Below are 19,857 nucleotides of genomic sequence, written 5' to 3'. Positions count from 1 at the left end.
CAGCGGGCGGGCGCGCTGCAAGCCCGCCGCCACCGCCGCCGCCGAAACAACCGAAGGCATCCGGCGGCGGGAAGGCTTCGCCTGCTGAGGAGCAGGGCGGCTCAGCAATGGACCGCCTGCTGCAGGCGAAAAACCGCAACAAACGTTAGAAAGCTATGCTTAAGAAGGCATCTAGGGCTGCAGACCCGATGCCAACAGATAAGAGTTTCCGCTTTTCAGGCTGTAAGCCTGGAGGCGGAATTTTTTTTATTTACTTTAAAGTAAGTCATTTACATTTGTAGTTCACGATTTACATTATATTAATTATTTACCTGTGTTAAATCTGGATATGAGTAGTAATATTGTTGTGTAAGCGCTTATAAATTTTACATCAGGAGATGATTGTGATGAAAGCATTGAGATGGCATGGTGTAAAGGATTTAAGACTGGAGAACATTGAGGAACCGAAGCCTGCAAAAGGCGAGGTAAAAATAAAAGTGGAATGGTGCGGCATTTGCGGCAGCGACCTTCACGAGTATACAGCGGGACCTATCTTTATTCCATTGGAAACCCATCCGTTGAGTGGCGATAAAGCACCGGTGGTGATGGGCCATGAATTTTCGGGACAGGTTGTTGAAGTAGGTGAAGGCGTAACAAGAATAAATGTCGGGGATCGGGTCGTGGTCGAGCCGGTTTATTCGTGCGGAACCTGTGAAGCATGTAAGCAGGGCAAATACAATCTGTGTGACAAAATGGGCTTCTATGGCCTTGCCGGCGGTGGCGGCGGCTTTTCTGAATATGCTGCTGTACCGGAAGTGATGATTCATAAAATTCCGGAATCGGTATCCTATGAGCAGGGAGCGCTTGTTGAACCTTCAGCTGTTGCGCTTCACGCCGTTCGTTCAAGTAAATTAAAAGTAGGAGACAAAGCGGTCGTATTTGGTACAGGTCCGATTGGTCTGCTGGTTATTGAAGCGTTGAAAGCATCCGGAGCTGCCGAGATTTATGCCGTTGAGCTGTCTCCTGAGCGTAAGCAAAAAGCAGCTGAGCTTGGCGCCATTGTTATTGATCCGAAAGAGTATGATGCTGTGGAAGAAATCCACAAACGTACAAACGGCGGCGTCGACGTTTCCTTTGAGGTAACTGGCGTACCTCCTGTACTGACTCAAGCCATCAATTCAACAAAAATCGGCGGCGAAACGATGATCGTCAGCATTTTTGAGAAGGAAGCATCGATTCATCCGCAAAATATTGTAATGAAAGAGCGTACAGTAACCGGTATTATCGGATACCGTAATGTATTCCCTGCTGTAATCAGCTTGATGGCTCAAGGGTACTTCCCTGCCGATAAATTGGTGACTAAACGGATTAGTCTTGATAAAGCCATCGATGAAGGCTTCGAAGGTCTGCTGAAAGAAAGAAATCAGGTTAAAATTTTAGTGAAAGCGGAATAAGAACCTTTTATACCAGTCGCCGGGATTCCACGAACTGTGGAGTCCCGGCTTTTTTGTGAAGAATATGTTGAGTTCATCCGGAACTTTTTTAGTCATCATCCGATGCTTCAAATGAAGGTTTTCTGGTTATAACCCCTGTTATTAGGGACATAATGCATGATGGATAGAACCGTCCGAAAGGAAGAAATAAAATCGTGTATGGAAATGCCAAGGTACAGATGATACAATAAGAGTCAAAATGATATTCTCAACATTCCTAACTGCCTTATCAGTATAAAATATGACAGGGAGAACGGAATTCAAGCACCACATTTGAGGAGGACGAATCATGACAACCAATCAGACAATTGACAACTTGTCCATTGCTACAATCCGGACACTAGCTATTGATGCTATTGAAAAGGCGAAATCGGGCCATCCCGGCATGCCTATGGGTTCTGCTCCAATGGGATACCAGCTTTTTGCCAAAACGATGAATCATAACCCGGATCAGCCGTCTTGGATTAACCGCGACCGTTTCGTATTATCAGCAGGTCACGGCTCCATGCTGCTGTATAGTCTGCTTCATTTAAGCGGCTATGATCTCTCGATGGATGACCTGAAACAATTCCGTCAATGGGGAAGCAAGACTCCTGGCCATCCGGAATATGGACACACAGCAGGGGTTGATGCAACGACTGGACCGCTGGGTCAAGGGGTTGCAATGGCCGTTGGTATGGCTTTGGCTGAGGCTCATATGGGTGCTGTATATAACAAAGACAACTATAAGGTCGTTGACCATTACACTTATGCTATTTGCGGTGACGGAGATTTAATGGAAGGCGTATCCGCAGAGGCTGCTTCTATGGCTGGTCACATGAAGCTTGGCAAATTGATCATGCTGTACGATTCCAACGACATTTCTCTGGATGGAGAGCTGAATCTTGCATTCTCCGAGAATGTAGCGAAGCGCTTTGAAGCATATGGCTGGCAGGTGCTGCGCGTCGAGGATGGTAACGATCTTCCTGCAATCGAGAAAGCCATTGCAGAAGCACAGGCTGATGTGAATCGCCCGACATTGATCGAAGTGAAGACCGTTATCGGTTACGGAAGCCCGAACAAGCAAGGTAAGGGCGGACATGGCGGTACTCACGGTTCTCCGCTTGGAGCAGACGAAGCGAAACTGACTAAAGAATTTTATAAATGGGTTTACGAAGAAGATTTCTATGTTCCTGAAGAGGTCCGTGAGCATTTCGCACAGGTTAAAGAGCGCGGAATTGCAGCTTTCAAGGCATGGGAAGAACAGTTCGAGAAGTACAAAGCAGCGTATCCTGAGCTTGCAGCACAGTTTGAAAGAGCAGTAGCAGGCGAGCTGGCTGAAGGCTGGGATAAGGACCTGCCGAAGTACAGCACAGAAGATAAAGCGGTATCGACACGTGTTGCTTCTGGTAAAGCACTGAATGGTCTGGTTCAAGGCGTACCGAATCTGCTCGGCGGATCTGCAGACCTTGAAAGCTCTACAATGACACATCTGAACGATTTGGCATCCTTCACACCAAGCAGCTATGAAGGACGTAACGTTTATTACGGAGTTCGCGAATTTGCTATGGCTGCTGCAATGAACGGTGTTGCGCTGCATGGCGGACTTAAGATTTTCGGAGGTACCTTCTTCGTATTTACGGATTATCTGCGTCCGGCTGTACGTCTCGCTGCGCTAATGAAGCTGCCGGTAACGTATGTATTGACTCATGACAGTATTGCAGTAGGTGAAGACGGCCCGACACACGAACCGATCGAGCAGCTTGCTTCCCTGCGGATTATTCCGGGTCTGACTGTGATCCGTCCGGCGGATGCCAATGAAACTTCAGCTGCATGGGCTTATGCTGCCGAGAATCAGGATCGTCCGGTTGCCCTTGTTCTCACTCGTCAGAACCTGCCGATTCTTGCTGCTACAGCTGACAATGCACGCGAAGGCATTAAGCGCGGTGCCTATGTAGTTGCTGATGCGAAAGAAGGCAAGGCTCAGGCACAAATTATCGCGACGGGTTCTGAGGTGCAGCTGGCTGTAAAAGCACAGGAAGCACTTGCAGAAGAAGGTATTCAGGTTCGCGTGATCAGCATGCCGAGCTGGGATCTGTTCGATCAGCAGGATCAGGCATACAAGGATTCCGTGATTCTGCCGGATGTTAAAGCTCGTCTTGCTGTGGAAATGGCTCACCCGTTCGGCTGGGAGCGTTATGTTGGAGAGAAAGGCGATATCCTGGGTATCTCCACCTTTGGCGCTTCAGCTCCTGGAGATCGCGTAATTGCCGAGTATGGATTTACTGTAGAAAATGTAGTTAGCCGCGTGAAGGCGCTCCTCTAATTCCATAGCTTGTAATATCAAGATAATAGTTTTCGACACCCGCACATTTTTGCGGGTGTCGATCTATATACATAGCTTTTTACGGTTTTAGCAGATGTTCCATGTAATAGTAATCGGGGTAATACTGAAGGAGATCGGCTTCGCCTATGAACAGTTTGTCGAGCTGTCTAAACATAAAAAAACCTGCCCTCTGTATATGCCATGCCTTATAGGCATAAAAGCATGGCAGCTGAGAAGAGCAGGTGTAGTTATAATATATACAGCGCGTATTACTGTTTTTGCTGCTCGCCAATCTTTTGGCCGATCCAGGCTTCATAACATTTAACCACGGCGGATAGATCCTCATCGCCATACCCTTCGCTTGCACCTGCCTGGAACAGACTTTTGGCCAGATTCAGCATCGGTGAAGGCATGCCTATGCCATCGGTCAGGGAGGAAGCCAGCTTCAGATCCTTGAGCATCAGAGCGAGTGAGAATTGGTTGCTGAAATCTCCCTCGATAATCTTACGTCCCTTTAATTCAGCAGCTTTACTACCAGCAGATCCAAGCTGAACGAGCTCCAGAAAGTGATCAGCAGGGATGCCGGATTTTGCGGCAATGGCAAATCCCTCGGCAAGGGCAAGGTTGTTGATTCCTACGACCGTATTATGGGCAAGCTTAGCTACAGCACCGCTGCCATTTGGGCCCATGTGGATTACTTTTTTTCCAAGGGTATTGAATACATCGGTAACGGACTCGATCACGGCTGCGTCTCCGCCAACCATAAATACGAGCGAACCGTCGATCGCTGCCGGCTTGCTGCCAGTCACAGGTGCATCAAGGAAAGAAGCTCCTTTTGCTGATACAGCTGCTGCAATTTCCTTAACCAGGGCTGGTGAAATCGTACTGCAATCGATAACGGTCATGCCATCCGTAAGTGAGGAGAGGATACCGCTCTCACCATAATAGACATCACGTACAGCGTCATCGTTTGAGATCATAGTAATGACGACATCGGCTTCTTCCGCAGCTTCACGCGGAGATGTTGACGTGTAAGCTCCTTGCTCAGCTAAGGGGCGGCATTTCTCATCTGTTCGGTTGTAAACGGTAACCTCGTAGTTTTGTCTCAGCAGATTGGAAGCCATGGGAGCACCCATAGTACCAAGACCGATAAATCCGATTTTTTTCATCACTATCACCTTCGTATATAATTTCGTTGATTGCGTTAATCTTAACATGAGAGTAGTCTTTATTCTAGCTTTGGCAGGCAAACGGTTGTTCTGTAGTGACGAAAGCTTGACGGTTAAAGGACGAAACTTGATACATGAAACAAATTAAAGTATCCTAACTTATGAATGTTGACTCTCTTTACATGATAAAACAGGAGGCTGTAAACTTATGTCTAAAAAAGTGAAGTTTGACTATAGCAAGGCCCTTTCATTTATTAATCAACATGAGATTGATTATTTAGCGGAACCTATCCGTACGGCTCATGAACAGTTACATAACCAAACCGGTGTAGGCTCGGATTTCCTGGGATGGATCGACCTTCCGGCTCAATATGACAAAGAAGAATTCGCGCGTATTCAAAAAGCAGCAGCGAAGATCCAGAGCGATTCTGAAGTTCTGATCGTGATCGGGATCGGCGGATCTTATTTGGGAGCCCGCGCAGCGATCGAAATGCTGTCCCATTCCTTCTATAATATTCTTCCGAAGGATAAGCGTAAAACGCCGGAAATTTATTTTGCAGGAAACAATATCAGCTCCACTTACGTAAATCACCTGCTTGAGCTTATTGAAGGCAAGGATTTCTCGATCAATGTCATTTCGAAGTCCGGTACGACTACTGAGCCGGCTATCGCATTCCGTATTTTCCGTGCAGCACTGGAGAAGAAGTACGGTAAGGAAGAAGCCCGCAAGCGTATCTATGCAACCACAGATAAAGAAAAGGGTGCGCTTAAGAAGCTTTCGAATGAAGAGGGCTATGAGTCCTTCATCATCCCGGATGATGTTGGCGGGCGTTATTCCGTATTAACGGCTGTAGGCCTTCTGCCAATCGCAACCGCTGGCATTAACATCGAAGAGATGATGCAAGGTGCGGCTGACGCAGCAAAAGAATACAGCAACCCGAATGTAGCAGAGAATGAAGCTTACCAATATGCCGCAGTTCGTAACGCTCTGTACCGTAAAGGTAAAGCTATCGAAATCCTGGTTAACTACGAACCGTCACTTCACTTTGTTTCCGAATGGTGGAAGCAATTGTATGGTGAGAGTGAAGGTAAGGACTATAAAGGCATCTATCCGGCATCTGTGGACTTCTCGACTGATCTTCACTCCATGGGCCAATTTGTTCAGGAAGGCACCCGGAACATTTTTGAAACAGTGATTCAGGTAGAGAATGTATCGAATCATATTACGATTGAATCCGATCCGGACGACCTGGATGGACTTAACTTCCTGACAGGAAAAACAATGGATTTTGTTAACAAAAAGGCGTTTCAGGGTACCATGCTCGCTCATACAGACGGACAGGTTCCTAACCTAATTGTTACAATTCCTGATTTTTCTCCCTATTCCTTTGGATATCTGGTATACTTTTTCGAAAAGGCCTGCGGAATCAGCGGTTACTTGCTGGGTGTGAACCCGTTTGACCAGCCGGGTGTAGAAGCGTACAAGAAGAATATGTTCGCTCTGCTTGGCAAGCCGGGTTACGAGAAAGAGAAAGCCGAATTGGAAGCCAGACTTTCCGAATAACACCACATTTCACATTAGACAGAACAGCTGAAGGAAGCAGTTTTCCGCTATTTAAGCCGGAGACTGCTTTCTTGGCAATAAGGGGTTGAAATCGGCAAATGCTGGAACGTTACAAGACGGTGCGGTCAGCGGGTTTGCAGGAAATTGTTATTAAGAAATCTCGGTTTATTGGTCATGTTATGCCGGTGGAAACCGAGGAAGCCGCAATCGCATTTATTGATGAAATCAAGAAGAAGCATTGGAACGCAACACATAACTGTTCCGCTTATATGATCGGGGAACGGGATGAGATTCAGAAGCAATCAGATGATGGAGAGCCAAGCGGAACGGCAGGCAAGCCTATACTTGAGGTTATTCGTAACCAGGGGCTTAAAAATGTAGCCATTGTTGTGACGCGTTATTTTGGCGGGATTATGCTGGGTGCCGGAGGATTGATCAGAGCTTACACAGATGGTGCAGTAGCAGCTATTGAGGCTGGGGAAGTTATCACACGCGTACTTCATCGGGAAGTATATGTTGAGCTGGATTACACATGGCTGGGTAAGGTTGAGAATGAGCTTCGGAGTCGACATACCCGAATGGGTGAAACGTTATTCGCAGATAAAGTAACACTCACTTGTCTTCCTGAAGATCAGGAGAAGGATGCCTTTATTGCATGGATGGTCGATTTAACTCAGGGGCAATCGGTGATTACGGAGGGAGAGCGGCTCTATTTTATTGAAGGGAAATAAAAGATATGGCAAGAAGAGCGGTAGAACGGGAGTTATCTAGGGAGCGTATTTTGGAAGCGGCCAGGCATTTGTTTATAACCAAAGGATACCGGGCCATCTCGATGCGAAGCATCGGGCAGCACCTGGGTTACAGCCACGGGTCCTTATATTATCATTTTAAGGAAAAGGCGGAGCTTTTCTACGCCATTGTCATGAAAGACTTCAACGATCTTACTATTCTTCTGAAACAGACAGCTGGAAAAGCACCCAGTGACGGGACATCTAAGCTGGAACAGATCCTGCTGGAGTTTATCCGTTTCGGTATGAATAACCCCTATCAATATGAAATTATGTTTATGATCAGGGATGAAGAACTTTTGGCATACTGTCGATCCGAGCAAAGCCGCTGCTTTGATATATTCGCGACGCTGGTTCGACAGCATTTGCTGGAAGACACTTATTGTGATGAGGAGAGGCGGAACTTGCCGCTGACCTTGTTTTTGTCCACACATGGTTTTATTTCCTATTATATTCAGGACAAAATCAGCTTTGAAGAGATTAAGCCCGCCGCAATAGCTCACGTAAAGGTATTATGCCGAAGTTTCTATAGTAAGGTGTAACCCCCTGCATAAATTTGTGAAGGTGGTTTTATTGCAGGTTTTTACTTCAATCAATTGCTTCGTTGTAGCGTTGATACGTCAATTTCTTGATGTATATCAAAGGGCCATCCCACTTAGTAGAAAGAATCTACTCCTGGGATGGCCCTTTTGTTGAGTGGTGGTGTTTAACCCTCCATAATTTTTACGTAGTATTCGCGGTTTCGAGGTCCATCAAATTCACAGAAATAAATGCCTTGCCAGCGGCCTAACAGTGGCTTTCCTTCCGAGATGATGATCTGCTGAGACGGGCCGCATGTGATGGATTTGAGATGGGAGGCTGTGTTGCCTTCTACATGCCGGTATTTCGGGTGTTTCCATGGATAAACCTCATCCAGACGCATAAGCACGTCACGTTTTACGTCAGGATCGGCATTTTCATTAATAGCAATTCCGGCTGTTGTATGAGGACAGTAGACAAGGACCGTTCCGTTATGAACGCCGCTTTCCCGAACGATTTGAGTGATATCTCGTGTAATATCTCTCATTTCATCACGTTTAACGGTTGACAGATGCAGATGATACAGCATTTGCTCTTCACTCCTTATGTAATTATTTTTTTTACTGATACCAATATATTAACCCGTTAGGTCCCAAAGTTGGATTGACGATCATATTCAACTTTTGGTAAAGTGTGTATAACATAAAACCAAGTATACTAATAGGAAATATTGTTTTTAATAATTTGGTTAACGGGAACACCGGAAGGGAGGGAGAAATGCTTACTGCACTTACGCGCCATAAAGGCTGGATGTGGGGATTTAGAAGCGTTATACTGCTTTACTTTGCCGTACTCATTGTTCTTCCGGTAATAGGTGTATATGTGCATTCGTTTTCTGCGGGATGGGAGCATTTCGCCGTCAGTCTTCTGGATCCGATTACATGGAATGCGGTGCTCGCCTTTTCAGCAGGACTCCTGCTTTTGATGGAATGGGTCAAAAAGAGAAAGGAAGTGCATTGATATGCATGTGCAAGTCCGTGATCTGAGTAAACATTTCGGTTCTTTTCATGCTGTAAAGAATGTTAGCTTCGATATCGAAAAAGGGCATTTAATCGGGCTGCTGGGGCCAAGCGGGGGCGGTAAAACATCGATTCTGCGAATGCTTGCAGGACTGGAAAGCCCGGACTCCGGACAAATTTCCTTCCATGGCCGGGTTGTAAATGATATCCCGCCTCAGGAACGAGGCATCGGGTTTGTATTCCAGAATTATGCGTTGTTCAAGCATATGACGGTGTACGATAATATCGCGTTCGGCTTGAAGGTTAAGAAGGTTCCCAAATCCAAGATCAAGGATAAGGTCATGGAGCTGGTGGAGCTGACCGGGCTCAGCGGCTTCGAGCGGCGATATCCGCATCAGTTATCAGGGGGGCAGCGCCAGCGGGTGGCTTTTGCCCGTGCACTAGCACCGGAACCGCAGCTGCTGCTGCTTGATGAGCCGTTCGCAGCAATTGATGCCAAGATCAGGCAGGAGCTTCGCTCATGGCTGCGTGATCTGATTGAACGGGTCGGTATCACCTCGATTTTCGTCACACATGATCAGGATGAGGCGATTGAAGTAGCTGATGAGATTATGATCATTAATGAGGGGCGAGTGGAGCAGAAAGGTACGCCTTGGGATATTTACAAAGAGCCGTCTACACCGTTTGTCGCGACTTTTATCGGTGAATCTACGATGGTGGAGGATGCATCGGCTTTGAAAGGGTTTGATGCGGTTGGCAGCGGAACTCAGACGCGTGCTTTAATTCGTCCGGAATATATTGAAATTGGTAGAGATGGGGACTTTCCAATCTTGTCGGCAACGGAGAAAGGGATTGTGAGACATATGCATTTTCGCGGCAGTGAGTGGCTTATTGAAATAGAAGTTGGTGGTCACAAGCTAGTCACTTACCGGTCCTTAGAGAAAGAAACATTACAGGTCGGACAGGAAGTACGAGTGCTTGTCCACCGGGCATATTTATTTAATGATACGGACAATTGGATCGAGGAGAATCGGCTTAAGGTCGATCCGATGCCGATTATAATTTAATCAACCATGGAAAGGGAGAGGGTGGGGAGTCGGATTATGAGAAAGAGCAAGAGTGCACATCATATTAGGTTATGCTGGTTGCTTATGCTTCTCCCTCCTTTCAGGAATCATACAAAGCTTCGGGCACACAGGCCCGTTCCATAGCGGGCGGCTTTGAAGCAGACGTCACTCTGCTGGCATTAGAGGGGGATGTGAAAAAGCTGGTGAAGGCAGGCCTGGTGAAGGAGGAATGGAGTCGGCAGCCGTATGACGGAATGGTTACCCGTTCGATTGTAGTACTCGGGACAAGGGAAGGAAACCCGAAAGAGATTCAGGATTTTGAAGATCTGACAAGACCGCATGTGAAGGTGCTGTATCCGAATCCAAAGACCTCAGGCGGCGCGCAGTGGGATATCAACGCCATTTATTTACGGTGCAGGCTTGAAACGGTCTGAGGAGCAAGGAGGCAAGGACCTGCTGCAGCAAAAGCCTTTCTCGCGCAAGCACAGCGTGTATTTATGAAGCACGGCTTCCGCACGGTGGATAAGTCCGTATTTATGGAAAGTGAGCAGCAATTTCCACAGCCGCCGGGGCTGTTTGATATGGAGTATCTCGGCGGCTGGGACTATGTCAGGGAAACCTTGTATTCGAAGCGCGGAATATGGTATCAGGTGCTGACTGGTTTGTGAAGGGGATGGAATTACAAGCGCTAACCGTTTAAATCAGACTGTAGCCTTACGCAGCAAAAGATATGACGCACTTGCAAACACAACAATGAAAGGAAGCATCCATAGGGTGTAATCAACAGCCGTTTGACGAACTATCCATTTATATATGGGGTCAAACCAATTCAGATAGGTAATGAGAAATCCAAGAACAGTGAAAGCGATAAGTAGTATGCCGGATATCAAGAATAAGCCGTTTTTGCCTGTGCGTCTATAAAGGGCGGAGATTAAAACACCAGTAAAATGCATAAGGAGTAATATAACCAGCGGCACGAGAAACTGATTGATCAAGGGACCGTCGCTGTAATAAGGCAGGTGGAAGAAGTGGAGGCCAGTGCCCCATGAACCCGTCCACACTTCCGTGAGACTGAGAAGAAACAGCACGAGGGCAGAACCGATGCTCGTCAGTAGGACCATTGTAGATGTGCCAATATAATAATCCGTTCGGCTTACCCCTATGCCAAGTGCAAACGGAAACGTCTGTGCCAGCGTGATGATTCCAGCAACGAACATATAAATGTAGATGGAAGAAACACCGCCAGTATAGATAGGCGTATCTACAAAAGCGCTGATTGCAAAATTGATGAAAAAGCTTGAAAGCATGACCAGCCACGGGATGATAAACCATGACCACTTATCCTTGCTGTGCATTTTGATAACACTTGAGATTCGGTTCATTAGACCTCGACCGCCTTTCTCGGGGGTTTACCGTTCGTCAGATGAATGATTAACTGCTGAAGGGATACAGGGGTAAGCTCCAGTCCCAATTCTACTGCTTCTCGCCTTTCAGCGGTTGTCCAGCTGCCCATAACGGTTGCAGAGATCAGATTGCCAAAAGGCTCCTGATGAATGACCTTTTTGCCTGTAATGAAGGGCTCTACGGTTGTTTTAAGACCCGTCAGGGTGAAAGCTCTGCCGCGCAGTGACTCTGCATCCTCATTGAGAATCAACGCTCCATTGTCGATGACAAGGACATGTTCAAGGAAACTGCTCACCTCATCAATCAGATGGGTAGAGAGAACAATGGTACGCGGATGATTAGCGTAATCCTCCATCAGCTGATCATAAAACAGATTGCGGGCGACCGCATCGAGTCCAAGATATGGCTCGTCGAAGATCGTCAGCGGTGCACGGCTTGCAAGACCTACAATAATGCCGACAGAGGAGAGCATCCCTCTGGACAGCTTTTTCATTCTCCGCTTCAGTGGAAGCCGGAATTGTTCAGCGAGTGAAAGGGCAAAAGCATGATCCCAGTTAGGAAAGAAGGAAGCGGATATCTCCAATACATCGATAATGCGGTAAATATCAGGGTATTTCTGGCTCTCCTTGATAAAGCAAAGCTGGCTTAGCACCCGGTTATTCTCGTATGGTGTCTCTCCGAATACGCTGAGCTCCCCGCTTGTGGGAAACAACTGGGCAGTGATCATATGCATGATCGTGGTCTTCCCGGCGCCATTTCGCCCCAGTAATCCATAAATCTTTCCTTCTTCCATGGAAAAGCTGACTTGATTCACCGCCTTGACCTCACCGTAAGATTTCGTCAGATTCTTCAGCTCTACGACTTTACCCATTGGCTTTATCCCCTTTCCGGATCATATCCGTTAACTGTTCCGCCGAAATGCCGAGTTTCTTCGCTTCCCGAATCATCGTCACTACATAATCCTCAAAAAACTGTTCCTTTCGCTTCTCCATAACCTTCGCACGTGCGCCTTCAGCCACAAACATTCCAATCCCCCGCTTCTTGTACAGTATTCCTTCATCAACAAGCATATTGACGCCTTTTGCTGCGGTTGCCGGGTTGATCTTGTAGAAGGCAGCAAACTGGTTCGTGGAAAGAACTTGAGATTCCTCAGGAAGTGCGCCCTCAATGATGTCATCTTCGATCCGTTCTGCAATTTGAATAAATATGGGCCGGCTGTCGTCCATTAAAAATGCCATTTTCATCCTCACCACCAAATTGGTTAACTACTCATGTAAGTAACCATATAACGTGAGGGATATATTGTCAATATAATTGTTGGAAAATAGGTATTAATCAATACAAACTCAACGCAAATATGAAAAAGCCTCACCTCGGTTGAATACCGAAATGAGGCATGACAGTCAGAACTACTTCGAAGAAGTGATAATTTCTTTTAAAACTCCGGAATTTGTTTTGTTTAATCTTTTGTATGAATGAAGTTCAGTGATATAGATTTCAGCGTAACCGTTAGTAAACCATACATCATAGATCACAGCTTTGATTTCACGACCATCCGTCGGTTGAAAGTACAGTTTGTACGTTGGAGGTGTTTGCCGTTCGAATTTAACTTTGCTCCATTTTCCTTCCTCCAATAGCTGCTGTGCTCGGTTCACAGCTTGTGGCGTGGAGATTCTCAGGGGCTTGTCATATTTATTTTCTGAACCTTTCTGTTTCTGAACGAACAATATCATATCTGAAGTGTCCGTGGTGTTTACCGATGTCAAATCAGCCGGTAGAGTACTGACCTGAAAATACAAAAGCAATAAAATAACTGAAACCAGGCGCATGGAATTTCATGCCTCCTCATCATGCGAATTAACATAATGACGCCTCTAATTCGAGAAATGTTTCATTTGTGAATCGTTACTTATAAAGAAGACTTAATTTCAATGTTGTAAAATTTATTACTATTTTCCCTACTATATGAAGAGTACTTCTGGCCAGGATACTTTATCTTAAAGAAAAGAGGACTGATAATATGAGTTTAGCTGGAAAAAGAATTATTGTGGACGCTGGTCATGGTGGTAAATATCCAGGAACTATTGATAATGCTGTTCATAAAAACGTTGAGAAAGAAATTGCTCTAAAAGTCGCAAAACTTGTGCAGAGTAAATTAGTAGCACTAGGTGCGACTGTGTATATGACACGAACCACTGACAAAGATTTCGGGGGGGTAAATGCCGACGATGATGTTAATAAACGTTGGGCCTATATTAACGCCAACATCCCTTCGTCTCATGCTCTCGTAAGCATCCATCTTAATGCAGTTGGCGGAAGAGTTGGATCGTTCTATCAAGAAGGGACGTATGCTTCTAAAAGTTTTGCAGAATCAATCCAAAAAGCGTGCACGCGATACTATGATGCTTTCGGCTGTTACGCAGCTAACTTTGCCATTCTTCGAGAAGTAAAGGTAGCAGATCAGAAATCACTTATTGAAATCGCACAAATTGATGATCCTGAAATAGCATTATCTTCAAGACAAAGTACTATTGCTTCGGCAATTGTAACAGGCATTCAAAATCAGTTGAAATAATAAAAAGCATGGTGGACACATTGTCCACCATGCTTTTTATTAACTAATGACTTTGCCTGAATTTTACTAAACTATCATATCTAGAAATTTTAAGTTTTGGCTTTCCTTCACTACCTTTAATGAAATAAACATCGGTTACTAATAACGAAATTTCAACAGATTCATTAACAAATTTTTTGAATTTCTCCCTATCGGAATCTGTCAAAGCACCAGTCTTCTTGTAACTTGAAGCTATGGTTTGAAAATCATCAAACATAAGATTAGCAATAGGAGTAAGTAGTCCCACTCCGACACCTTTGTCTACAGCAGTTGAATAGCTTTGAATACTATATAGTTTGTTATATATTTCTTGAATTTTAATATCATCTAAATTGTCACCATAACCTTTCATAGAGTTATATTGTTCGTATATTTTATCCAAGGAGTAACCCAGTACGTTTCCTAGTTTAGATTTTATATCGCCATCCGATTTTTTATGAAAAGACCAAGAGACAGAGACAATAGCAACTAAGACAATTAGTGATATTATTAATGGCTTCTTTTTAAGATACACAATAAATTTCACTCCTATAAGTTATAATTATTACCAATTCAATTGTAACATAGCATTGCTGAAATAATACATATGCATTGCGTTAGGCTAGTGGACTAAGCTTAGATCAGACAGAGCAAGAACTAAAAAGTTTAGTTTATGTAATTTAATGTCAGGAATATTCCCTGATTTTGGGATGTAATAAGAACATAAGTTCGCGAAATAGTTGTGAAAAAACCTTTTTCATTTCCCTACATAATGAAGATCAGAAGAGCTGAAAGGAGATGGATATATGATAGGAAATCAGCAGCAAACTATGTACGATAGATACAAGAGAGAGATTTATAGAATTGGTTGGAGAGTGCAATATAGGGCAAAAAAGATCAAGACGTCTGAATTACCTATTTTTGAAAGTGACTCCACAAAAGAAGATTTCACTGTCCCTGCTGAAGATATGATTGTCGTAAAACAGTTATTCAAGAACATCCCTAAAAATGGAAGAGTAGTCTTGGAAAAGATGTATTTATATGGATTTTCTGAGGCTGAGGTTGCACAGGAATTAAATATAAGTCAACAGGCGGTGAATAAATGCAAAAGGAAAATGTTGAAACTTATATCACAGAAAGCGAGTTTATGGAACTAATCAGTGCAGCAAAAGATAATGATCATGAAGCAATCGTGAAATTAATAGAGATTTTCAAACCCGATATAAAAAAAATAAGTAGATATACTTACTTATCTGAAGAGGATGTTTTCTCAGAAATAATCGTTGAATTTCTTGAGTTTCTCAACAAAGAATAATTCCCACAACAATTGGTGGAATGTACAAAAAGTCGCGCGAAGATTAAGAAGAAGCGGCTTTTTTTATTGTTACTGGCTTTCAGAATAGAAAAAATATTAGTTCAGATGAACGAAGCTGATTTATAGGGTCACGCAGATATCCTAAAACAGCTACTATATATATAAAGGTTAATGTGGATAAAATGTTAAAGATTGTAACTTTAAACCGTTTAGAGTCAACATAAAAGGAAAGTAGGCTAGATATTAATCTGATTATAGGATTATTAATCAAAATGAATTTTATTATTATCTGTACCGTAGAGAACTTAAAATAGCTCAACATTCCACGGGATCGCAACGGAGAGTTTAAACAGCAGACTGTGTCTTCGTACATGCGTTCCAATGATACTCTTGAATCCTTCGTCATCCACATGGAAGGGTGTGACCATGACAGAGATTGCTGACCTTATCGAGAAAATGTACGGTCATCATTACACACCTCAAACCGTATCTAACATGACTCAAGTTATGGTTGAACACGTAGATGCCTTCATGAAGCGTGCGCTAAATAAACGTTATGTTTGCGTCTATTTAGATGCGACGTACATCCCAATTAAGCGTGAAACCGTGTCAAAGGAGGCCGTATATCTGGCGGTTGGAATTTGTGAAGATGGCTCAAAGTAAGTCTTAACCTATGCCATTGCTCCAACTGAATCGGCCTATGTGTGGAATGAACTACTGCAAGACGTGCAGGAACGTGGTACAGAAGAAGTGCTTCTCTTTATCTCAGATGGACTGAACATAAAGTTCGCGTAACTGATCGTGCTGAGGTAACTTTTTTCATATGAACTTTTCCTCCGAATCACATGCTGTAGGTATTAGAAACATGATCAGATAACCATTTCTCCGGCAGGGGAGGAACCTCCTTTATTTTTCTGACCTGGAAGCAACCTTTGCAAAAAATTCAGCGTTTATAAATATATGGAAAATAAATGAAGCAGCCAGGTTTAATATAGGGGAGATTATATATGAATAAAAAGTGGATTGCAGCTTGTTTATGTCTTGTGCTTGTGACAACAGCTTGTGGAGCGAAGGAATTATCCGATGAAAAGAGGATGCTTCAAGAAACACAAAGACAAGAGCAGGAAGCGAAGGAGAGATCAGCTCTTCTTAATCAGTTAGACCGTAGGATTGTAGAGTCAGAAAATACATTCGGCTTACTCATCCATAAGGAGTTAACCAAGTTTGGGAACGGTGAAAATGTTCTTATATCTCCCTACAGCTTATCTACGGGTCTGGCTCTGGCGTATAACGGTAGTGTAGGTAAAACTGCAGAGCAGATGGAAGATGTGCTGGGATGGAGTGATTTGGGGCTGAATGAGATGAATAGAGCGAACCGCTTGCTTCGGTCTATTCTGGAGCTGGGCGGTGGCGTGGAACTGAACATAGCGAATTCGGTATGGGTGCAGAATGATTTTGTGATGAAGGAAACCTATCTGAAAATGGTCAAAGATGCTTATGAAGCGGAAATTCAAGCAGCGGATCTAAGTCATCAAAGTTCCGTGGATTCTATGAATAAATGGGTGAATGAGAAGACGAGCGGGATGATTCCAGAAATATTTAGTAAACCGCCAGACGCAAAAGCGGTTCTCATTAACGCCGTTTACTTTAACGGGGGCTGGACGGATGAATTTAATCCGGAGGACACGAAGGATAAGGACTTTTCGTTAGCAGACGGCACGGTAAAGAAAATACCGATGATGAAGCAGGAACAGGAATTTGGCTACAAGGAAACCGATTCATGGCAGGCGGTGCGCCTTCCGTATAGTGATGGACGAATGCATATGGTTGTTGTTGTTCCGAGCAAGGATTCCTCGCTTGAAGAGCTGCATAAGGAGCTGTGGAAGGATCCTTCCGATTGGCAGAAGAATTTTGAGTCTCGGACGGTCAAGCTGGAGCTGCCTAAATTTAAAGCAGAGCTGTCAAATGAATTGTCGGCAAAGCTGATGGATGTGCTTAAGGGTGCAGGAATGACAGATGCCTTTGATAGCGGGACAGCTGATTTCAGCGCCATGGCTGAAACTCCATTATATATTGGTGATATCAGGCATAAAGTGGTAGTGGATGTGAACGAGAAGGGAACGGAGGCGGCTGCTTTCACATCCATTGGGATGGTGTCTAGTGCTTCAGAGCCTAGAGAGCCTGTGGAGATGAAGGTCGATCGTCCATTTTTCTTCGCGATTGAGGACGGGGATACGGGTGCTTGGCTGTTCATGGGGTCCATCACAAACCCTTAACATATAATAAATAATCAAATATTTCCCATAAAAAAGGTAGCTTTGTTGTAATGGTCGAATAATAGATGGATTCACTAATTTGACTAATCTCCAGTAAATTGAACAACAAGGGGAGTATTTGATGTGCCTATGCCTAATCCGAAGCCGAATTTATTTATTGGATCATCCAGAGAAGCCATCAAGTATGCCCGGGCCATTCATGAACAAATGAAGAGAACAGCTCAGGTAACACCGTGGTATGGTGGAACGTTTGGAGCAAATCAGTATACGATGGAGTCGCTGGAGAAGCAGCTCGAACATAGTGACTTTGGCGTGTTCGTATTCGCTCCCGATGATGTTGCACTTATCCGGGGCAAGCATGTATTTATAACGAGAGATAATACTTTGTTCGAAATGGGCTTGTTCTGGGGAAGTCTTGGAAGGAGGCGTGTCTTCTGCATAGTGCCGGACCAAGTGGAGCCAAATGATCAACTGATTCAGGACGTGACGATCAAGGATTATCATCTGCTGTCTGATCTGCAGGGGCTGACACTGCTGGAATACGAGCTTCGCACCGATCAGGATTATAAATCGGCGGTAGACGTTGCCTGCGGTCATATCATTAATGCAGTGGAAGCTGAGTCGTTTTTTCATCCTCCTGCCGCGGTCATCGAGCAGAAAGAAGTGGAGTTAAGGCGCAAGCAGAGTGTTCTTCATTTCTTTTGGGAATATAATCGTAATGTGAACGTCACGGATCAGGCAGAGAAATATCATGCGCTGAGCGAAGCGGTCCGCAATTCTCTGCTTCCGCCGGCACGGGGAGACTTCCGGGTGACTGGGGCTGCGTTTTGGGCTAAATCCGGAAATGATGGAATGGCTCATATAGGGGGTAATGTAGGAAGAGGGCGATTTTTTTCGTTTCATGGAAATGAAAGCAGCGGAGGTACCCAGCAGTCTATATATGTGATAGATGTCTATAACAGCGGGAAATGGGCATTTTATCATGAAGAGGAAGTTGCACAGGTGTATGTGTTCTGCTATCCTTTAGGTGAAAACCATGTATTATCCGTACATTTTACAGGTCATGAGATGCTGTTAGATGAAGAGCTTGGAGAAGTTGTAGAGCATAATCGGGAACTGCTTCGTACCATCAGACATTTAGTGGGAGGGGATTCCATATGAACAGGAACGAGAAGAGGAAGATCGCCGGAAATATCGGGTCCCAGCATGGTCACTGGGTAGTTCGCGGCAGCATTCCGGTGGAAGAGGCCTTGAAACCGCGTCAGCGGTCTGTAAAGCGTCAGCTCAAATCAAGTATCTTTATGGGGCCTTCCGTAGAGGGTGCCGACAAGAAGTATGTGAAGGTCATTAGCGGTTCAGTTGATGACAATAAGCCGTCATTTGCTTAATCTATGATGAAGTTGAGTGTACTCATGATATTTATGTATGATAAATAAAGGCCGTTCGGCAGTTTGCCGGGGGTCTTTTGTTGAAAGCACACATACTTGTAAATAAGCAGCATGAGATCGTCAACTTGGGGATAAGGAGTATGTGAACGACATGGATACTTTAACTTTTTTGGGCACAGGAGATGCCATGGGTGTTCCGCGAGTGTATTGTGATTGTGAGATCTGTTCCGAGGCCCGTATGAGCGGGATGAATCGCCGATTGCGCTCATCGGCACTAGTATGCGATGGACAGGATATGTTCGTCATCGACTGTGGTCCGGATTGGCGTAAAATGATGGAGCTGATCGAAATGCGGGAAGTTCAGAGTATGCTGATCACGCATGCTCATTTCGATCATATTGCCGGTCTGCCCGAATGGGCTGATGCTTGCCGGTGGCTTGGCAGAAAAGGTAATCTGTATGCACCTCGCGAAGTTCTGGAACAGATTGGGCGTCAGTATCCCTGGTTATCCGGTCATATAAATATGATGGAAGCTGATACCGGTATTACGCTGTGCGGTTGGGATATTACCTGCTGGAAAGTTAACCATGGCAAGAATGGTTATTCATATGCTTATCGCTTTGAGAAGAATGGTTATGCGTGGGTGTATAATTCTGATTCCATTCATCTGAGTGAAGAAGAGAAGAAGCCTCTTCACGGGCTTGACCTTCTCGTATTAGGTACGAGCTTTGTTCATGAGACAGCGGAATTCTCAACCCGTTCCGTATACGATATGAAAGAAGCGGCTGAGCTGCTGGCTGAGGTGAAGCCGAAGCGGGCGATTTACACGCATATGTCGCATGATGTGGACACCAGAAAGAAGCTGGATCTGCCTGTTGGAACCGAGCTGGCTGCTTTCGGTATGGTTGTGAAAATTAAACGGTAAGATGGCTGCATAAGGCATACTCACAAACGAAATTGGTTTCCCGTGACGAACGC

21 protein-coding genes and 2 pseudogenes are annotated in these 19,857 nt (G+C 44.8%); 16 read left to right on the top strand and 7 right to left on the bottom strand.

The annotated features are described in order from the left end of the window. Positions 1–386: 386 nt before the first annotated feature. Positions 387–1,433, top strand: coding sequence for a 2,3-butanediol dehydrogenase (locus BN1234_RS06740; protein WP_054955899.1), 1,047 nt, complete (start codon positions 387–389; stop codon positions 1,431–1,433). 328 nt (positions 1,434–1,761) lie between these two features. Next, positions 1,762–3,777, top strand: coding sequence for a transketolase (tkt, locus tag BN1234_RS06735; RefSeq protein ID WP_054955898.1), 2,016 nt, complete (start codon positions 1,762–1,764; stop codon positions 3,775–3,777). Positions 3,778–4,046: 269 nt separating this feature from the next. On the opposite strand, the gene BN1234_RS06730 is transcribed toward tkt, so the two are convergent. Next, the gene (locus BN1234_RS06730; RefSeq protein ID WP_082423125.1) at positions 4,047–4,994 is read right to left on the bottom strand and encodes an NAD(P)-dependent oxidoreductase; all 948 of its coding nucleotides are present in this window, start codon (positions 4,992–4,994) and stop codon (positions 4,047–4,049) included. Between the two features lie 160 nt (positions 4,995–5,154). Between BN1234_RS06730 and BN1234_RS06725 the strand changes: the two genes are divergently transcribed. The 3 genes from BN1234_RS06725 to BN1234_RS06715 all read left to right on the top strand — a co-directional run bounded on the left by BN1234_RS06725 (position 5,155) and on the right by BN1234_RS06715 (position 7,840). Further along, positions 5,155–6,510, top strand: coding sequence for a glucose-6-phosphate isomerase (locus tag BN1234_RS06725; RefSeq protein WP_054955896.1), 1,356 nt, complete (start codon positions 5,155–5,157; stop codon positions 6,508–6,510). Between the two features lie 98 nt (positions 6,511–6,608). Beyond that, on the top strand, positions 6,609–7,241 hold the full coding sequence (locus tag BN1234_RS06720) for a YigZ family protein (protein ID WP_054955895.1): 633 nt from the start codon (positions 6,609–6,611) through the stop codon (positions 7,239–7,241). A 5-nt stretch (positions 7,242–7,246) separates the two neighbouring features. Then, entirely contained in the window at positions 7,247–7,840 is a 594-nt protein-coding gene (locus BN1234_RS06715; RefSeq protein ID WP_054955894.1) for a TetR/AcrR family transcriptional regulator, read from the top strand. Positions 7,841–8,004: 164 nt separating this feature from the next. On the opposite strand, the gene BN1234_RS06710 is transcribed toward BN1234_RS06715, so the two are convergent. After that, positions 8,005–8,406, bottom strand: coding sequence for a secondary thiamine-phosphate synthase enzyme YjbQ (locus BN1234_RS06710; RefSeq protein WP_054955893.1), 402 nt, complete (start codon positions 8,404–8,406; stop codon positions 8,005–8,007). Positions 8,407–8,594: 188 nt separating this feature from the next. Here BN1234_RS06710 and BN1234_RS06705 point away from each other — a divergent pair, with 188 nt between their 5' ends. The 3 genes and pseudogenes from BN1234_RS06705 to BN1234_RS23050 all read left to right on the top strand — a co-directional run. Further along, positions 8,595–8,837: a hypothetical protein gene (locus tag BN1234_RS06705; protein ID WP_054955892.1), complete on the top strand. Its 243-nt coding sequence runs from the start codon at positions 8,595–8,597 to the stop codon at positions 8,835–8,837. A 1-nt stretch (position 8,838) separates the two neighbouring features. Continuing rightward, on the top strand, positions 8,839–9,903 hold the full coding sequence (locus BN1234_RS06700) for a sulfate/molybdate ABC transporter ATP-binding protein (RefSeq protein ID WP_054955891.1): 1,065 nt from the start codon (positions 8,839–8,841) through the stop codon (positions 9,901–9,903). A gap of 98 nt (positions 9,904–10,001) precedes the next feature. Beyond that, a pseudogene (locus BN1234_RS23050) lies at positions 10,002–10,571 on the top strand (substrate-binding domain-containing protein); the annotation flags it as partial. Positions 10,572–10,604: 33 nt separating this feature from the next. Here the strand turns inward: BN1234_RS23050 and BN1234_RS06690 are convergent. From BN1234_RS06690 to BN1234_RS06675, 4 genes are all read right to left on the bottom strand, one after another. Then, positions 10,605–11,285, bottom strand: coding sequence for a hypothetical protein (locus BN1234_RS06690; RefSeq protein WP_054955889.1), 681 nt, complete (start codon positions 11,283–11,285; stop codon positions 10,605–10,607). Continuing rightward, positions 11,285–12,178, bottom strand: a complete 894-nt coding sequence (locus BN1234_RS06685) for an ABC transporter ATP-binding protein (RefSeq protein WP_054955888.1) — start codon at positions 12,176–12,178, stop codon at positions 11,285–11,287. The genes BN1234_RS06690 and BN1234_RS06685 overlap by 1 nt, the downstream gene beginning before the upstream one ends. Continuing rightward, a complete protein-coding gene (locus BN1234_RS06680; protein WP_054955901.1) occupies positions 12,171–12,545 on the bottom strand; it encodes a GntR family transcriptional regulator in 375 nt (124 codons plus the stop codon). The genes BN1234_RS06685 and BN1234_RS06680 overlap by 8 nt, the downstream gene beginning before the upstream one ends. Before the next feature lie 171 nt (positions 12,546–12,716). Beyond that, positions 12,717–13,136: a hypothetical protein gene (locus BN1234_RS06675; RefSeq protein ID WP_054955887.1), complete on the bottom strand. Its 420-nt coding sequence runs from the start codon at positions 13,134–13,136 to the stop codon at positions 12,717–12,719. A 191-nt stretch (positions 13,137–13,327) separates the two neighbouring features. On the opposite strand from BN1234_RS06675, the gene BN1234_RS06670 reads away from it, so the two are divergent. Next, positions 13,328–13,882 (top strand): N-acetylmuramoyl-L-alanine amidase family protein, encoded by a 555-nt coding sequence (locus BN1234_RS06670; protein WP_054955886.1) that lies wholly within the window; start codon positions 13,328–13,330, stop codon positions 13,880–13,882. A gap of 43 nt (positions 13,883–13,925) precedes the next feature. Here the strand turns inward: BN1234_RS06670 and BN1234_RS06665 are convergent, their stop codons facing one another. Continuing rightward, positions 13,926–14,435, bottom strand: a complete 510-nt coding sequence (locus BN1234_RS06665; RefSeq protein ID WP_054955885.1) for a hypothetical protein — start codon at positions 14,433–14,435, stop codon at positions 13,926–13,928. A gap of 271 nt (positions 14,436–14,706) precedes the next feature. On the opposite strand from BN1234_RS06665, the gene BN1234_RS06660 reads away from it, so the two are divergent. The 7 genes and pseudogenes from BN1234_RS06660 (at position 14,707) to BN1234_RS06635 (ending at position 19,804) form a co-directional block, all read left to right on the top strand. Further along, positions 14,707–15,057 (top strand): ECF-type sigma factor, encoded by a 351-nt coding sequence (locus BN1234_RS06660; RefSeq protein ID WP_054955884.1) that lies wholly within the window; start codon positions 14,707–14,709, stop codon positions 15,055–15,057. Further along, positions 15,048–15,215, top strand: a complete 168-nt coding sequence (locus BN1234_RS21805; RefSeq protein WP_082423124.1) for a helix-turn-helix domain-containing protein — start codon at positions 15,048–15,050, stop codon at positions 15,213–15,215. The genes BN1234_RS06660 and BN1234_RS21805 overlap by 10 nt, the downstream gene beginning before the upstream one ends. Before the next feature lie 314 nt (positions 15,216–15,529). Continuing rightward, positions 15,530–15,992 (top strand): annotated as a pseudogene (locus tag BN1234_RS06655) (IS256 family transposase); the annotation flags it as partial. Positions 15,993–16,222: 230 nt separating this feature from the next. Then, positions 16,223–17,491, top strand: a complete 1,269-nt coding sequence (locus BN1234_RS06650; RefSeq protein WP_054955883.1) for a serpin family protein — start codon at positions 16,223–16,225, stop codon at positions 17,489–17,491. Positions 17,492–17,620: 129 nt separating this feature from the next. Next, on the top strand, positions 17,621–18,652 hold the full coding sequence (locus tag BN1234_RS06645) for a TIR domain-containing protein (RefSeq protein ID WP_054955900.1): 1,032 nt from the start codon (positions 17,621–17,623) through the stop codon (positions 18,650–18,652). Beyond that, positions 18,649–18,879: a hypothetical protein gene (locus BN1234_RS06640; protein ID WP_054955882.1), complete on the top strand. Its 231-nt coding sequence runs from the start codon at positions 18,649–18,651 to the stop codon at positions 18,877–18,879. Before BN1234_RS06645 ends, BN1234_RS06640 begins: the two co-directional genes overlap by 4 nt. A 151-nt stretch (positions 18,880–19,030) precedes the next feature. Next, positions 19,031–19,804 carry an MBL fold metallo-hydrolase gene (locus tag BN1234_RS06635; RefSeq protein WP_054955881.1) on the top strand — a complete coding sequence of 258 codons (774 nt, stop codon included), beginning with the start codon at positions 19,031–19,033 and terminating at the stop codon, positions 19,802–19,804. Positions 19,805–19,857: the final 53 nt, after the last annotated feature.

The organism is Paenibacillus dakarensis (assembly GCF_001373415.1).
Lineage (GTDB): Bacteria > Bacillota > Bacilli > Paenibacillales > Paenibacillaceae > Paenibacillus_AQ > Paenibacillus_AQ dakarensis.
The sequence above is the reverse complement of the archived record's forward strand: the minus strand, read 5'-3'. Positions and strand labels throughout refer to the sequence as shown.

Coding starts and splice junctions, on each gene's coding strand:
- BN1234_RS06740 (WP_054955899.1), top strand. CDS start 387: ATGAAAGCATTGAGATGGCATGGTGTAAAGGATTTAAGACTGGAGAAC.
- tkt (WP_054955898.1), top strand. CDS start 1,762: ATGACAACCAATCAGACAATTGACAACTTGTCCATTGCTACAATCCGG.
- BN1234_RS06730 (WP_082423125.1), bottom strand. CDS start 4,994: ATGTTAAGATTAACGCAATCAACGAAATTATATACGAAGGTGATAGTG.
- BN1234_RS06725 (WP_054955896.1), top strand. CDS start 5,155: ATGTCTAAAAAAGTGAAGTTTGACTATAGCAAGGCCCTTTCATTTATT.
- BN1234_RS06720 (WP_054955895.1), top strand. CDS start 6,609: ATGCTGGAACGTTACAAGACGGTGCGGTCAGCGGGTTTGCAGGAAATT.
- BN1234_RS06715 (WP_054955894.1), top strand. CDS start 7,247: ATGGCAAGAAGAGCGGTAGAACGGGAGTTATCTAGGGAGCGTATTTTG.
- BN1234_RS06710 (WP_054955893.1), bottom strand. CDS start 8,406: ATGCTGTATCATCTGCATCTGTCAACCGTTAAACGTGATGAAATGAGA.
- BN1234_RS06705 (WP_054955892.1), top strand. CDS start 8,595: ATGCTTACTGCACTTACGCGCCATAAAGGCTGGATGTGGGGATTTAGA.
- BN1234_RS06700 (WP_054955891.1), top strand. CDS start 8,839: ATGCATGTGCAAGTCCGTGATCTGAGTAAACATTTCGGTTCTTTTCAT.
- BN1234_RS06690 (WP_054955889.1), bottom strand. CDS start 11,285: ATGAACCGAATCTCAAGTGTTATCAAAATGCACAGCAAGGATAAGTGG.
- BN1234_RS06685 (WP_054955888.1), bottom strand. CDS start 12,178: ATGGGTAAAGTCGTAGAGCTGAAGAATCTGACGAAATCTTACGGTGAG.
- BN1234_RS06680 (WP_054955901.1), bottom strand. CDS start 12,545: ATGGCATTTTTAATGGACGACAGCCGGCCCATATTTATTCAAATTGCA.
- BN1234_RS06675 (WP_054955887.1), bottom strand. CDS start 13,136: ATGCGCCTGGTTTCAGTTATTTTATTGCTTTTGTATTTTCAGGTCAGT.
- BN1234_RS06670 (WP_054955886.1), top strand. CDS start 13,328: ATGAGTTTAGCTGGAAAAAGAATTATTGTGGACGCTGGTCATGGTGGT.
- BN1234_RS06660 (WP_054955884.1), top strand. CDS start 14,707: ATGATAGGAAATCAGCAGCAAACTATGTACGATAGATACAAGAGAGAG.
- BN1234_RS21805 (WP_082423124.1), top strand. CDS start 15,048: ATGGAACTAATCAGTGCAGCAAAAGATAATGATCATGAAGCAATCGTG.
- BN1234_RS06650 (WP_054955883.1), top strand. CDS start 16,223: ATGAATAAAAAGTGGATTGCAGCTTGTTTATGTCTTGTGCTTGTGACA.
- BN1234_RS06645 (WP_054955900.1), top strand. CDS start 17,621: ATGCCTAATCCGAAGCCGAATTTATTTATTGGATCATCCAGAGAAGCC.
- BN1234_RS06640 (WP_054955882.1), top strand. CDS start 18,649: ATGAACAGGAACGAGAAGAGGAAGATCGCCGGAAATATCGGGTCCCAG.
- BN1234_RS06635 (WP_054955881.1), top strand. CDS start 19,031: ATGGATACTTTAACTTTTTTGGGCACAGGAGATGCCATGGGTGTTCCG.